The 13,632-nt window shown below is 72.4% G+C and carries 18 protein-coding genes; 17 read left to right on the forward strand and 1 reads right to left on the reverse strand.

Going from position 1 to position 13,632, the window contains the following annotated elements; translation table 11 throughout:
- Positions 1-166 precede the first annotated feature (166 nt).
- The 12 genes from K7B10_RS21965 (at position 167) to ygfZ (ending at position 9,278) form a co-directional block, all read left to right on the forward strand.
- Complete coding sequence (locus tag K7B10_RS21965; RefSeq protein ID WP_229345287.1) at positions 167-1,492, forward strand: hypothetical protein; 1,326 nt, start codon at positions 167-169, stop codon at positions 1,490-1,492.
- Between the two features lie 118 nt (positions 1,493-1,610).
- Complete coding sequence (locus K7B10_RS21970) at positions 1,611-2,321, forward strand: LmeA family phospholipid-binding protein (protein ID WP_229338288.1); 711 nt, start codon at positions 1,611-1,613, stop codon at positions 2,319-2,321.
- A 162-nt stretch (positions 2,322-2,483) separates the two neighbouring features.
- On the forward strand, positions 2,484-2,567 hold the full coding sequence (locus tag K7B10_RS41635; RefSeq protein WP_350206375.1) for a putative leader peptide: 84 nt from the start codon (positions 2,484-2,486) through the stop codon (positions 2,565-2,567).
- A 177-nt stretch (positions 2,568-2,744) separates the two neighbouring features.
- The gene (locus K7B10_RS21975; RefSeq protein ID WP_229338290.1) at positions 2,745-3,590 is read left to right on the forward strand and encodes a sulfurtransferase; all 846 of its coding nucleotides are present in this window, start codon (positions 2,745-2,747) and stop codon (positions 3,588-3,590) included.
- A 63-nt stretch (positions 3,591-3,653) separates the two neighbouring features.
- Positions 3,654-3,944, forward strand: coding sequence for a DUF1416 domain-containing protein (locus tag K7B10_RS21980; protein WP_229338292.1), 291 nt, complete (start codon positions 3,654-3,656; stop codon positions 3,942-3,944).
- Positions 3,945-4,000: 56 nt separating this feature from the next.
- Positions 4,001-4,336 carry a DUF3099 domain-containing protein gene (locus tag K7B10_RS21985; protein ID WP_372481558.1) on the forward strand — a complete coding sequence of 112 codons (336 nt, stop codon included), beginning with the start codon at positions 4,001-4,003 and terminating at the stop codon, positions 4,334-4,336.
- A gap of 113 nt (positions 4,337-4,449) precedes the next feature.
- Positions 4,450-5,223, forward strand: a complete 774-nt coding sequence (locus K7B10_RS21990; RefSeq protein ID WP_229338296.1) for a hypothetical protein — start codon at positions 4,450-4,452, stop codon at positions 5,221-5,223.
- Positions 5,220-6,041 carry a hypothetical protein gene (locus tag K7B10_RS21995; protein WP_229338298.1) on the forward strand — a complete coding sequence of 274 codons (822 nt, stop codon included), beginning with the start codon at positions 5,220-5,222 and terminating at the stop codon, positions 6,039-6,041. Before K7B10_RS21990 ends, K7B10_RS21995 begins: the two co-directional genes overlap by 4 nt.
- Entirely contained in the window at positions 6,038-6,928 is an 891-nt protein-coding gene (locus tag K7B10_RS22000) for a hypothetical protein (RefSeq protein WP_229338300.1), read from the forward strand. Before K7B10_RS21995 ends, K7B10_RS22000 begins: the two co-directional genes overlap by 4 nt.
- A 275-nt stretch (positions 6,929-7,203) precedes the next feature.
- A complete protein-coding gene (locus tag K7B10_RS22005; RefSeq protein WP_229338302.1) occupies positions 7,204-7,776 on the forward strand; it encodes a heme-binding beta-barrel domain-containing protein in 573 nt (190 codons plus the stop codon).
- Positions 7,777-7,843: 67 nt separating this feature from the next.
- Positions 7,844-8,299: a Fur family transcriptional regulator gene (locus tag K7B10_RS22010; protein ID WP_229338304.1), complete on the forward strand. Its 456-nt coding sequence runs from the start codon at positions 7,844-7,846 to the stop codon at positions 8,297-8,299.
- Positions 8,300-8,309: 10 nt separating this feature from the next.
- A complete protein-coding gene (ygfZ, locus tag K7B10_RS22015; protein ID WP_229338305.1) occupies positions 8,310-9,278 on the forward strand; it encodes a CAF17-like 4Fe-4S cluster assembly/insertion protein YgfZ in 969 nt (322 codons plus the stop codon).
- A 15-nt stretch (positions 9,279-9,293) separates the two neighbouring features.
- Here ygfZ and dtd read toward each other — a convergent pair whose 3' ends face one another.
- Positions 9,294-9,719: a D-aminoacyl-tRNA deacylase gene (gene dtd, locus K7B10_RS22020; RefSeq protein WP_229338307.1), complete on the reverse strand. Its 426-nt coding sequence runs from the start codon at positions 9,717-9,719 to the stop codon at positions 9,294-9,296.
- Positions 9,720-9,882: 163 nt separating this feature from the next.
- On the opposite strand from dtd, the gene K7B10_RS22025 reads away from it, so the two are divergent.
- From K7B10_RS22025 to K7B10_RS22045, 5 genes are all read left to right on the forward strand, one after another.
- Positions 9,883-10,491, forward strand: coding sequence for an RsiG family protein (locus K7B10_RS22025; protein ID WP_229338309.1), 609 nt, complete (start codon positions 9,883-9,885; stop codon positions 10,489-10,491).
- Between the two features lie 84 nt (positions 10,492-10,575).
- Positions 10,576-11,820 carry a GNAT family N-acetyltransferase gene (locus K7B10_RS22030; RefSeq protein WP_229338312.1) on the forward strand — a complete coding sequence of 415 codons (1,245 nt, stop codon included), beginning with the start codon at positions 10,576-10,578 and terminating at the stop codon, positions 11,818-11,820.
- A 15-nt stretch (positions 11,821-11,835) separates the two neighbouring features.
- Entirely contained in the window at positions 11,836-12,603 is a 768-nt protein-coding gene (locus K7B10_RS22035) for a putative protein N(5)-glutamine methyltransferase (protein WP_229338314.1), read from the forward strand.
- A gap of 80 nt (positions 12,604-12,683) precedes the next feature.
- The gene (locus K7B10_RS22040; protein WP_229338316.1) at positions 12,684-13,136 is read left to right on the forward strand and encodes a helix-turn-helix transcriptional regulator; all 453 of its coding nucleotides are present in this window, start codon (positions 12,684-12,686) and stop codon (positions 13,134-13,136) included.
- A gap of 62 nt (positions 13,137-13,198) precedes the next feature.
- Entirely contained in the window at positions 13,199-13,612 is a 414-nt protein-coding gene (locus K7B10_RS22045) for a helix-turn-helix domain-containing protein (RefSeq protein WP_229338318.1), read from the forward strand.
- Positions 13,613-13,632 lie beyond the last annotated feature (20 nt).

Below are 13,632 nucleotides of genomic sequence, written 5' to 3' on the forward strand. Positions count from 1 at the left end.
CGGCGCCCCGGCTCCCGCGGCCGGCTGGCAGCCGGGTGGCGGGGCGCCCGCCGCCTCCGCCCCCGAGGCCGGCTGGGGCCGGAGCGAAGAGGCGCCCGCCGCCTCCGGCTGGGCGACGGGCGGTGGCTCCTGGAGCGAGGGCTCCGCCGCGGAACAGACGGCGTACCTGCCGCCGCAGCCCGCCGCACCGGCGGCCGACGCCGCCGAGCAGACGGCCTTCCTCCCGCCCTACCCGGGCCCGGCCGCCTCCCAGGCGGCCGCCGGTGCGCCGTACCCGTACCCGGGTTCCGACGCGGGCGGGCGTCAGCCTGCCGCCGCCGCGGCCGAGACCGCCTACCTGCCGCCGTACCCGGGGCCCGGTGCGGCCGAGCCGCAGGCGCAGCCCGTGGTCCCCGAGGGGTGGTTCCGGGACGAGGCGCCCGCCGCCCAGCCCCCCGCCCCCGGCGGCGACCGGGCGCCGGGCGGGTCAGGCGCGGGATGGGCCGACGGGTCCGCCGCCGAGCAGACCGCCTACCTCCCGCCGCAGTCCGCCGCCCCGCAGGCCGCCCCGGCGGGTGGCGCCGCCGAGCAGACCGCCTTCCTGCCGCCCTACCCGGGCCCCGGTTCCGGCTCCGGGGAGCCGGCCGCCGGCGCCCCCGCCCCGGTCGCGGCCCCGGCCGCTTCCGCGGCTCCGGCCCCCGCGGACGGCGAGGAGCCCGAGTACTCCCCGCCCACCCTCGGGGGGAACACCGTGCGGGCCGTCGATCCGGCCCAGGCGCGGGCCGAGGGGCGTTCGCCGATCATCGATCCCGGGCCGCAGCCGGCCATACTGACCGCCGCGCTCGGGCTGCTGCTGGCCGGCGCCGCCGCCGTCGGGGACTTCGCCCTCCTCGCACCCCTGATCGTCCTCCAGGGGCTCACCGCGGCCGGCTGGTTCCGGCTCAACGGCATGTGGCCCGCCCGCCAGGGCATCGCCCTCGCCTTCCTCGGAGCCCTCGTCGCCGACGCGGCCGTGCTCGCCGTGGACGACACGTACGGCCCCGGCGCGATCATCGGCACCCTCGGCGCCTGGGTGCTGCTCACGCTGGTCCTCCAGCTGCGCAGCCACGCCGACCCCGACGAGCGGATGTACGGGCTGATGGCCTCGGTGACCTCCGCCGCGCTCGCCATCGTCTGCGCCGGCTACCTGGCGGCCGACTCCGCCGCCGTCAGCGTCGGGGCCGCGGCCGTCGCGGTCGCCGTCTTCACCCGCGCGCTGCCGCTGCCGACCCCGGCCTCCGTCGGCGTCTCGCTGGCCGCCGCCGCCGGAGCCGGCATCGCCGTCGGCGGGCTGACCTCCGTCGGCGTCGGCGGGGCGCTGCTCGGGCTGGCCGCCGGGGTGTGCGCGCTGATCGGGCTGCGGGTGGCCGCGTACGACTACCCGTCCAAGTTCGTCCACATGACGGCCGGTGTCGCGCTGCCGCTGGCGGCGGCCGCTCCCGCCGTCTACCTCATCGGGCGGGTGGTCGGCTGACGCGGGGCGCGGGGCGCGCGGCGGCGCCCGCAGCCCGGTCCGCTCCGGTCCTGACGGCCCCCGTACGGCCGTCCATGGTCAACTAGAACGCACGTACCGGTCTACAGGGGGAGGGCACGTGCGGTTCCTGCGCGTCGTTGTGATCATCGGAGTCGTGCTGGGGGCGCTGTTCGCCGGCGTCGACCGCTGGGCGGTGAACTACGCCGAGAACCGGCTGGCCGAGCGCATACAGGCCCGCCAGGGGCTGGCCGGGTCCACGGAGGTGGACATCCACGGGTTCCCGTTCCTGACCCAGGCGCTCAGCCACGACCTCGACCGCGTCGACGTGAAGCTCAAGGGCGTCGAGGCAGTGTCGGACGGCCGCAAGACGCGGCTCTCGGAGCTCGACGCCGGCTTCCACGGCGTGAAGCTGAACGGGGACTACAGCGGGGGCACCGCGGAGCGGGCCGAGGGCACGGCCCTCGTCACGTACCGGGACCTGACCGAGGCCTCGCAGACCGGCGTGACGATCACGTACGGCGGAGCGCCCGGCAAGGTGAAGGTGACGGCGGCCGTGGAGGTCCTCGGCCGCAGGCTCGCCCCCAGCGTGGTGTCGACGGTCACGCTCGTGGACGCCCCCGGCGGCGGCAAGACGGTCCGCGTCCGGGCCGACGAGGTGCCGGGCGAGGGCCTGCCCGGGATCGAGAGCGCGGTCCGCAAGAAGACCGACTTCGACCGCAGGCTCGACAGCGGACTGCCGTCCGGGCTCAAGCTGACCGCGCTGACCTCGGACGAGTCCGGCGTACACCTCACGCTGAGCGGTACGGACGTGGTGCTGGCCGGATCGTGAGACGGTGCCGTCCGATCCGCAGAAGGGCCGGTCGCGCGAAGGCCCCGGGAGGCGGTGCGGCAGCCACCCCAGGGGCTCTGCATCCCACTATCCGGACGATCCTGTCTCGGAATATGACACACCGGTGACAGGGCGGCCGATTCGTCCCTACGATCCATGGCTATGAAGCATCAGCAGGCGGACCTCACGAAGCGACGGGCAGTAGACCTGTGTCGCGTCGCCGCCATGCTCTGTCGATCCATGTGACCTGTGAGCGCTTCCGCTCCATCAGCCGGACGACCGTCCTTCCCGCGTGACCGCACCGCAGCCGCCCCCTCCTGCCCGCTGACGCCTCCCCGCGCAGGGCCCGAGGAAGCGGCCCGCAGCGGTACGCACCAGGAGTACCCGCAGATCCCGCCGCACACTGCCCCGGAGGAGAACACCATGAGCCGCAGCGACGTCCTCGTAGACGCCGACTGGGTCGAGGCCCACCTGAACGACGCGAACGTCGTCATCGTCGAGGTGGACGAGGACACGTCCGCGTACGACAAGAACCACATCACCAACGCCGTCCGGATCGACTGGAAGCAGGACCTCCAGGACCCGGTCCGCCGCGACTTCGTGGACCAGGAGGGCTTCGAGAAGCTCCTCTCCGCCAAGGGCATCTCCAACGAGGACACGGTCGTCCTCTACGGCGGCAACAACAACTGGTTCGCCTCCTACGCCTACTGGTACTTCAAGCTGTACGGCCACCAGGACGTCCGCCTCCTCGACGGCGGCCGCAAGAAGTGGGAGCTCGACTCCCGCGACCTGGTCGACGGCACCGAGGTCCCCAACCGCCCGGCGACCCAGTACAAGGCCCAGCCGCAGGACGCTTCGATCCGCGCCTTCCGCGACGACGTCGTGGCCGCGATCGGCACCCTGAACCTGGTCGACGTCCGCTCGCCCGACGAGTTCTCCGGCAAGCTGCTCGCCCCGGCCCACCTCCCGCAGGAGCAGTCGCAGCGCCCCGGCCACGTGCCGAGCGCCCGCAACATCCCGTGGTCGAAGAACGCCAACGACGACGGCACCTTCAAGTCCGACGAGGAGCTGACGGCCCTCTACCAGGCCGAGCAGGTCGACCTCGCGAAGGACACCATCGCGTACTGCCGCATCGGTGAGCGCTCCGCGCTCACGTGGTTCGTGCTGCACGAGCTCCTGGGCCAGGAGAACGTCAAGAACTACGACGGCTCCTGGACCGAGTACGGCTCCCTGGTCGGCGTGCCGATCGAGCTCGGCGCCAACAAGTAACCACGACGGCCGGGCACGCGACGCCCTCCGTAGATACGACCTCTCTAGGACAGGACAGAGAACATGTGTGGAGCACAGATCGGCGGGCCCGACCTCGCGACGCTCAAGCCCGGTGAGACGGCCATCCAGGGCCAGGTGACGCGCGACGGCGAGCCCGTCGTCGGCTACGTGCGCCTGCTCGACTCGACCGGCGAGTTCACGGCCGAGGTCCCGACCTCGGCGACCGGCCAGTTCCGCTTCTACGCGGCGACCGGCTCGTGGACCCTGCGCGCCCTGGTCTCCGGCGGCCAGGCCGACCGCGCCGTGGTCGTGGCCGAGGCCGGCGGCGTGACGGACGTGGCGATCGCGGTCTGAGCACCGCACGCCTGAATGACCGGCCGAAGGGCCGCACCCCCGGGGGTTGGACGCCACTGGAACGGGGTGCGGCCCTTCGTGCCGTCGCGAACCTGCACGCCGTCCCCCTCCGGCCCTACGCTGGAGACATGTACGCCCGGCGGCGCCGCGTCTACTTCGTGCTCATGGGCGGATGCGTCTTCCTCTTCGTGTCCGCCTGGTCCTTCGTGCGGCTGTTCTCGGTCGAGGCGGCCGTGGCCCTGTGCGTGGTCGCCATGGTCATCCCGCCGGTCGCCGCGATGATCGCGAACCGCCGGGGACCGGAAGACCGCTGGTGGGACGATCCCTCGGGGGATCCGAAGTCCGACGAGTGGTGGGACGAACTGGACGGAAAGCGGCGGCACGAGGACTGAGGCGCCGCGAGATGACAATGTAATGAGCGCGTGTACAACCACCCCTCTCCCGTACAGGTCATGCGTGTGCACGGGTGATCACCCGATGCCCCATGTCCTGTGGGGGGACTTCCTTGGAACACGCAGAGACCATCCCTGAGCAGCCTGCCGGGGAGGAGACCGCAGTCCGCCGCCCTCGCGACGGCCGCCGTACGGTCCTCCTGATCGCCGGCGCCGTCGTACTCGGCGTGCTCGCGGGCACGGTCACCGGCTACGCGATCCAGTACGACCGCGAGCCCACGCCGCTGCCGCCGCTGGCGCAGCAGAAGATCGACCAGCCGAAGCCGCAGGCTCCCGACGAGTCGACGAGTGCCCGCACGATCAACGCCGGGCGCTGGCACAAGACGGACGACGTCCTGACGAAGCTCCTGATCGAGGCACCGCCCGGAGTGGAGGTCCGCTACTCGGGCAGCCAGTCCCCGGACGAGTTCTCGGCGGACTTCTACAAGGAGCCGGGTGGCGGCCTCACCAGCCAGATCGGCCACGGCGTGCGGCGGATCGCCATGCTGGACTGGGCGCAGGACGACCGGAACTTCGTCACGGTCCGGCTCTTCCAGTACCGGGACCGTTCCGGTGCCGACTGGTACCAGCACGCCCACAGCTACCTGGAAAAGAAGGAGTACGCGGGCAACCCCGGCAAGGACCTGCCCGGCGTGCCTGCCGGCTTCGGCCACTTGTGGGTGGATTCCGAGCAGCGGGAGAAGCCCGGTTACCTCCCGACGAAGTCAGTCCGGGCCGTTGCCCGGCGCGGCGACATCGTCATGGAAATCGAATACGTGAACAACCGCGGTGTCGTCGACGAGAACGAGGTCGTCGAGATCGCCAAGCGGCAGTGGGAGCGGCTGTGAGCGAACCGCAGGACGGCGCCGTAGCCGTGACGACCGAGCCGGCCGCCCCCGGGGCCGGGCAGGCCCCCGCGCCCCGGACGCGCGGACGCAGGACCGCGGCGCTGATCGCGGGCGGAGTCGTCGTCGCCGTCCTCGCGGGCGGGGCCCTCTGGGGTGCCGGGCGAATCGCCGATGCCGACCACGCCGCGCAGACCCGCTACTGGAGCGCGTCGGACGCCGGTACGCGGCCCACCGCACAGCCGGAGCCGACCGTGCCTCCGAACGAGCTGACGGGCAAGCTGCTGCCGTTCTCCGGCGATTTCGAGCGTGGCCCGGACATCGACGAGGACGGCAACGACTTCTACGTGTCGGGCGAGCGCGCCCTCCAAACTCTCAAGGACGCGCGCTCCGGGCTGTCCGGCGAGCAGAGGGCGGAACGGGACAAGGCGCTGGCCGACCTGAAGCTCAAGGGAATGGCCGGACGCAGCTACCGGCAGAGCCGCGAGAGCCAGGTGGCGGAGATCCAGCTCACCCAGGCCGATCCTCAGACCCTTGTGAAGTTCTCCGAGTTCAGCAAGAAGCTCCTGGAGCTGACCGGAGGCGACCGCGATGCCCCGAAGATCGAGGGCTTCCCGGACGCCGCGTGCGCACTGGAGACCCTCGGCAAGGAGAAGGTGGACGACAAGAACAAGATCGGGGCCATGGACTGCGTGGCGCTGCAGGGCGATGTCCTCGTGGCCTTCCGGATGTACGGGCCGAAGCCCTTCTCGGCGAACGCCGGCGCTGACCTGTTCAAGCGGCAGCTGAACCACCTGAAGTCCCCCGGGGAGTCCGTGTGACCGAGCAGAACACCACCGACCGCGCCCCCGCAGGCGACACGGCGCCGGTCGAGCCGGATGCGGCCCAGCCTGCACCGGCCGCCGCCCCCAAGGGCCGCCGCAAGCTGTTCGCCGCGCTGCGCTGGACGGCAGCCGTCGTCGTCTTCGCCGCCGTCGGCACAGCCGTCACGTACGGGATCACCCGGGTCGAGCGCACCGACGTCCCCGGTCTGTCCACCAAGGACGACGGTCGCTGGAACTACCCGGCGCTGGCCAAGCCGCAGCTGCCGGCGGGCGCCCCGCTGCCGTTCGCCGAGGACAACCCGGAGGCGATCCACTACGCCGGTCTGAACCAGCTGCTGCTTCCCGCTCCGGTCGGCGCGACGCCCGACTCCGGACCGAAGCCGGAGAAGGACGAGGCGGTGACGGTGGACACCTTCCTGGAGGAGTACCGGCCCGCCGAGCGCGAGAAGCTCAAGACGCAGCTCGTGAACGAGGGGCTGCGCCAGATCGCCGGGCGCGGCTGGACGACCCCGGACGGCACCCGTACCCGCATCTACCTGCTGCGTTTCCACGGTCCGCGATTCGTGGACGCTTTCCAGGGCTGCACCTTGTCCACGGGTCTGACCAACGTCTCCGCGCTGGAGGCGGACCCGGTCTGGAGCGAGGTCAAGAGGAGCCAGCGCAACGATCTGGGGAGGGACAGCGCGGCCTCCGGCCCCTCCTGGCGCAGTGCGCACGACGTCACCCTCTACCAGGAGGCCAAGCCGGCGGGCGACGAGCAAGTCCGGATGGGCTGCGTCCAGTCGGGCGACATCCAGGCCCTGGTCCTGCAAACCCGCAAGGGGGAGGCTCCGGTCGTCCCCTTCCACCAGACGGTGATCCTGCAGAGCCAGCTGCTGGGCTGACACCTGACGGGAAATGCCGTGCGGCCTACCTCACGGAGTGCGCCGGTCCCCGGGCCAGTAGGCTTGGGGACCGGCCCCGTACACGCCCACATCACTTCGAGGAGCACCCCGTGCTTGAGGCATTCTTCACCTCCCTGCTGGTCCTGGTCTGCGTCGGCGTGCTCGCCTTCACCGGCCTCGCAGTGAAGAAGCTGTACCAGGGCCAGCGCTGATCATCCGATCGGCCGCCGTCCCGGACCCGGAACCCCTCCCACAGATCGCCTGAGCAGCCACACATGATCCAGATCCCGTCCGACCTGAACCCGGGCCTCGTGCCCCTCGCCTTCCTCCTCGGTACCTGGGAGGGCGCGGGCGTCTTCGACTTCCCCGGCGAAGAGAAGTGCAACTTCGGCCAGGAAGTCGTCTTCGGCCACGACGGCCGGGACTTCCTGGAGTACACCTCCCACAGCTGGGTCCTCGACGCCGAGGGCAACAAGGTGCGGCCGCTGGAGTCCGAGTCCGGCTACTGGCGCATCGACAAGGACCGCAAGGTCGAGATCGTCATGGTCCGCGACCAGGGCGTCGTCGAGGTCTGGTACGGCGAGCTCGCCGACCAGAAGCCCCAGATCGACCTGGCCACGGACGCCGTCGCCCGCACCGCCGCCTCCGGCCCGTACAGCGGCGGCAAGCGCCTCTACGGCTACGTGAAGAGCGACCTGATGTGGGTCGGCGAGAAGGCCACCCCGGACGTCGAGCTGCGCCCGTACATGTCGGCCCAGCTCAAGAAGGTCGTCACCCCGGAGGAGGTCGCCGAGATGGCGCGCAACCTCCCGGACATGCCGGACGACGGCATCGCCTTCTTCCGCTGACGGTTCTTCCACGAAAGGGGACCGCGGGCTCGGCCCGCGGTCCCCTTCGCGCGCTTACACTGGCCGGGTGGGGAGCATCGGAGACACCGAGAGTGCCGACTGGAAGAGCGACCTGCGGCAGCGCGGCTACCGGCTGACCCCGCAGCGCCAGCTCGTGCTGGAAGCGGTCGACAGCCTGGAGCACGCGACACCGGACGAGATCCTCGCCCAGGTGCGCAAGACCGCGTCCGGGGTCAACATCTCCACCGTCTACCGCACGCTGGAGCTCCTGGAGGAGCTGAAGCTGGTCTCGCACGCCCACCTCGGGCACGGGGCCCCCACGTACCACCTCGCCGACCGGCACCACCACATCCACCTGGTCTGCCGCGAGTGCACCGACGTGATCGAGGCGGACGTGGACATCGCCGCCGAGTTCACCGCGAAGCTGCGCGCCACCTTCGGTTTCGAGACCGACATGAAGCACTTCGCGATCTTCGGGCTCTGCAAGAAGTGCGCCGCCAAGCACCAGGACACCCCGTCGTAGGCTTGGTGGCATGACCAGCAGCCCCTTGCTCCATCTCCCCGGCGCCGTACCGGCCGAAGGCCGCGACGAGGGCGTCGCCGCCCACTACGGAGAGCTGTACGGCGAACAGCGCGCGCTCGCCGACGGCCGAGGTTTCGTCGACCTCTCGCACCGCGGAGTCGTCACCGTCACCGGACCGGAGCGGCTGAGCTGGCTGCACCTGCTGCTCACCCAGCACCTGACGGAACTCCCGCCCGGGCAGGCCACCGAGGCGCTGATCCTCTCCGCCAACGGCCACATCGAGCACGCGCTCTACCTCGTCGACGACGGCGAGACCGTGTGGGCGCACGTGGAGCCCGGCACCCAGGAGGCGCTGATCGCCTACCTGGAGTCGATGAAGTTCTTCTACCGCGTCGAAGTCGCCGACCGCACCGCCGACTTCGCCGTCGTCCACCTGCCGGCCGGCTCCATCGCCGAGCTCGCCAAGGAGCACCCCGTACGGGAGACCCCGTACGGCCGCGACGTCTTCCTGCCCCGCGCCGAGCTGGAGGCCTTCGCCGCCTCCCACGGGCCCGCCGCGGGCCTCCTCGCGTACGAGGCCCTGCGCGTCGAGGCGCACCGGCCGCGGCTCGGACTGGAGACCGACCACCGCACCATCCCGCACGAGCTGGGCTGGATCGGGACCGCCGTGCACCTGCAGAAGGGCTGCTACCGCGGCCAGGAGACGGTGGCCCGCGTCCACAACCTGGGGAAGCCCCCGCGCCGCCTGGTCTTCCTGCACCTGGACGGCTCCGAGGTGCTGCTCCCGGCGCACGGCACGCCGATCCGGCTCGCCGCCGACGGTGAGGAGGGCCGCCAGCTGGGCTTCGTGACCACCGCGGTCCGCCACCACGAGCTCGGCCCGATCGCGCTCGCGCTGGTCAAGCGGAACGTGCCGGTCGACGCCCCGCTGCTGGCCGGCACGACGGCCGCCGCGCAGGAGGTCGTCGTCGCGCCGTAACGGCGCCCCCGCGGTTCAGATGTCGATGACGACGGTGAACGGGCCGTGGTTGGTCAGCGAGACGCGCATGTCCGCGCCGAACCGGCCCGTCTCCACCGTCGCCCCCAGCGCCCGCAGCTGCGCGACGACCTCGTCGACCAGCGGCTCGGCGACCTCGCCGGGCGCCGCCGCGTTCCACGTGGGGCGCCGGCCCTTGCGGGCGTCCCCGTAGAGCGTGAACTGCGAGATCACCAGGAGCGGCGCGTCCACGTCGCTGCAGGACTTCTCCGCCTCCAGGATCCGTACGGACCACAGCTTGCGCGCCAGCTGCGCCGCCTTCTCCGGGGTGTCGTCGTGGGTCACCCCCACCAGCACGCACAGCCCCTCGCCGACGATCTCGCCCACGGTCTCGCCGGCCACGACGACGCTCGCGCCGTCCACCCTCTGCACCACTGCTCGCATACCACCTGTGTATCAGGCGTGCACCCATCAGGGGCCGATCGGGTGGAGTGGGACTGCACCTGCACCACGGAGAGTGGCACGATGCACGCAGGCGGTGCTTCTCCCCCGGCCCCACGGGCCGGGGGAGACCCCATGCACCGGTCGAGGGGACGGACACGTTCACATGAATACTTCTGGTACATCCGTACCGGCATCACCCGTACCGGCATCACCCGCGGCCACTGCGCCGGGCACGGTCCGCCCGCCCGTGCAGCGCACGGGCGGGGAGCAGGCGCTGACCACGCCCGCGACCGCGCTCGGGCTGCCGGAGCTGCGGACGCTGCGCCGCGACGCGCAGCGCGACGAGGCCGATCTGAGCTACGTACGCAGACTCCTGCAGGGCCGGATCGACATCCTGCGTGCCGAACTGGCCCGGCGCAGCGACCCGGAGGCCCCGGTGACCCCGGAGCCGCCGGTGGTGGACCGGCTCTCGGAGATCCTCGCCGACGCGCCCTCCAGCCGCAGCGCCTCCGCCCGGCACGTCACGCTCTGCACCCCGCACAGCGAGGAGTTCCGGCTGCTGGCGGCGGAGATGCTGTCGGACGTGGAGCTGTCGGACCTGGCCGCCCGTACCGACGGCGAACTGCACGACGCGATGGGCCGGTTGGTGCGGTACGAGCAGCAGGTCTCGCGGCGCCGGCAGCAGCTGCAGCGCACGGCCGACGACTGCAGCGCGGAGATCACCCGGCGCTACCGGGAGGGCGAGGCACAGGTGGACGACCTGCTGGCGTAGCCCGCGCGGGGTCGTCCGTCCGGCGCGGTCCGGCGCGGGTAATTCACGCGACGAGGACCGGAGCGGCGGTTAGCGTGGCCGGTTATGAGTGCTGCCGTCCGGCCGATCGCCGAATCCGAATTCCCCGAGTGGCTCCAAGCCGTACACAGCGGCTTCCTGCGCCCTGAACGCGCCGACGCATCCGAAATCGCCCAGCGCGCCAAGCACACCGACTTCGCCCGCACGCTCGGCGCCTTCGACGAAACCACCGGGCGCTGCGTGGCCACCTTCCGCTCCTTCGCCCAGGAGCTGACCGTCCCGGGCGGGGCGAGCGTGCCCGCCAGCGCCGTCACCAACGTCGCCGTGCTGCCCACGCACCGACGGCGCGGTCTGCTGACCCGGATGATGGCCACCGAGCTGGCGGCCGCGCGGGAACGCGGCGACGTCGTGTCCACGCTGATCGCCGCCGAGTACCCGATCTACGGGCGGTACGGGTACGGGCCCGCCGCGTCGATCGCCGAGTGGGAGATCGACGTGAGCCGCACCGGGCTCGACCCGCGCTGGTCCGGGCCCGCGGACGGGGGCCGGATCGAGCTGGTGGACGCGGCCGAGGCACGCGCGATCGGACCCGGGCTGCACGAGGGGCTGCGGGCGGTGTCGCCCGGCACGGTCAGCCGGAACGCGCGCTGGTGGAGCCTGGCCACCGGACTGGAGGAGATGTCCTCCCGCCCGTACCAGGAGAAGTTCCACGCCGTGTACCGGACGGCGCAGGGCGAGCCGGCCGGTCTCGTCGTGTACGGGGCCGACGCGCACTGGACGGACGCGAAGGTCCCGCTCAACACCGTGCAGGTCAAGGACCTGATCGCGGTCACGCCGGAGGCGCAGCGCGCGCTGTGGCACTTCCTGTGCTCGATCGACTGGGTGCTGAAGGTCCGCACGGGCTACCGCGCCCCCGACGACCTCGTGGCCCAGCTGCTGCCCGACCCGCGCGCCGCCAGGATCGTGACGGCCTCGGACTTCCTGTGGGTGCGCGTGCTGGACGTCGTACGGGCTCTGGGCGCGCGGACGTACGCGGTGCCCGGGGTCCTGGTGCTGGAGGTCACGGACCCGGCCGGTCCGGCCGCCGGGCGCTACCGTCTGGACGCGGGCACGGGGGAGTGCGCGGCCACCGGGGAGCCGGCGGACCTGCGGCTCGACGCGTCGGCGCTGGGCTCCCTGTACCTCGGCGACGAGTCGGCGGCGCGGCTCGGCGCGCTCGGGCGGATCGTGGAGGAGCGGCCGGGGGCGCTGGCGCTCGCGGACGCGGTGTTCCGCACGGCGCGCCGCCCGTGGTGCCCGGACATCTTCTGAGAGGGATCGGATCCAGTGACTTCGATTGTCGAAACCCTGCGGGCGGCGGGCTGCGTCTTCGCGGAGGAGGAGGCGGAGCTGCTGACGGCCGCCGCCGAGGACGACGGGCACCTGGCGGCCCTGGTGGCCCGCCGGGCCGGCGGTGAACCGCTGGAACACGTCGTCGGCTGGGCCGATTTCTGCGGGCTGCGCATGCGCGTGGGCGAGGGGGCCTTCGTACCGCGCCGGCGCACCGAGTTCCTGGTGCAGGAGGCGGTGTCCCTGGGCCGGCCGGACGCCGTCGTCCTGGACCTGTGCTGCGGGGTCGGCGCGCTGGGCGCGGCGGTGGCGGCGCAGCTGGGCCCGCGGGTGGAGCTGCACGCGGCGGACATCGACCCGGCGGCGCTGGCGTACGCGCGGTTGAACGTGGCTCCGTACGGCGGACAGGTCCACGAGGGCGACCTGTACGCGGCGCTGCCCGACTCGCTGCGCGGCCGGGTGGACCTGCTGCTGGTCAACGCCCCGTACGTGCCGACGGAGGAGATCGGGCTGCTCCCGTCGGAGGCCCGCGACCACGAGCCGCTGACCTCCCTGGACGGCGGCGCGGACGGCCTGGACGTCCACCGCCGGGTCGCGGCGGGGGCCCTGCCCTGGCTGGCCCCGGGCGGTCGCCTGCTGATCGAGACGAGCGCCCGCCAGTCCCCCCGTACGGCCTCGGCCCTCGCGGCGGCGGGCCTGGTCGTCCGCGCCACCACCTCGGAGGAGCTGTACGCCACGCTGGCGATCGGGACGCGCGCGGCCTAGGGGGCGCGGGCCTACGGGCAACGCGGCGGTGGGGCGGGCGAGTTGGTGTGGGGCCCGGCGGCGGCGCGTACGCTGGCGGGGTGACGTTGGACGATCTCAGACGGCTGCGCCGGGCCCGGGACATGATGGACCGCGAGTACGCCCGGCCCCTCGACGTGGCCGAGCTGGCGCGGGTCGCCCTGATGTCGCCGGGGCACTTCTCCCGCAGCTTCCGGGCCGCCTTCGGGGAGACCCCGTACAGCTATCTCATGACCCGCCGCGTCGAGCGGGCGAAGGCGCTGCTGCGGCGGGGGGACCTGAGCGTCACGGAGGTCTGCTTCGAGGTCGGCTGCACCTCGCTGGGCTCGTTCAGCTCCCGCTTCACCGAGCTGGTCGGCGAGAGCCCGAGCGCGTACCGGGCCCGCGGCCACGAACCGGGCGCGGCCATCCCGGCGTGCGTCGCCAAGATCCTCACGCGGCCGGTCAGGAACGGCCCCGCCACGAGCGGGCCCGCCGAGAGCGGCCCGGAAGCGGATTCCGCCGCCCGCGCCTAGCGTGTGGGTGATTTTGCAAGCAGCTGCTTGCAATAGTTAGCAAGGTGCGGCAGGATCGGGGCATGGCATCGCTCAACGTCGGAAATCTCGGCGAATATCTCCGCGAGCAGCGGCGGCAGGCGCAGCTCTCGCTGCGGCAGCTGGCCGACGCGGCGGGGGTGTCGAATCCGTACCTGAGCCAGATCGAGCGCGGGCTGCGCAAGCCGAGCGCGGACATCCTGCAGCAGCTGGCCAAGGCGCTGCGGATCTCCGCGGAGACGCTGTACGTGCAGGCCGGGATCCTCGACGAGCGCGATCGCGACGAGGTCGAGACGCGGGCCGTCATACTCGGCGACCCGTCCATCAACGAGCGGCAGAAGCAGGTGCTGCTCCAGATCTACGACTCGTTCCGCAAGGAGAACGCGGCCGAGGCCGACCCGGCCGATCCGTCCGACCCGCCGTCCGGCGGGGACGACGCGATGCACCCTACGAACTGAACTGTGATCCGGGAGGACCA

Source organism: Streptomyces flavotricini, assembly GCF_020639365.1.
GTDB classification, from domain to species: Bacteria; Actinomycetota; Actinomycetes; order Streptomycetales; family Streptomycetaceae; genus Streptomyces; species Streptomyces flavotricini.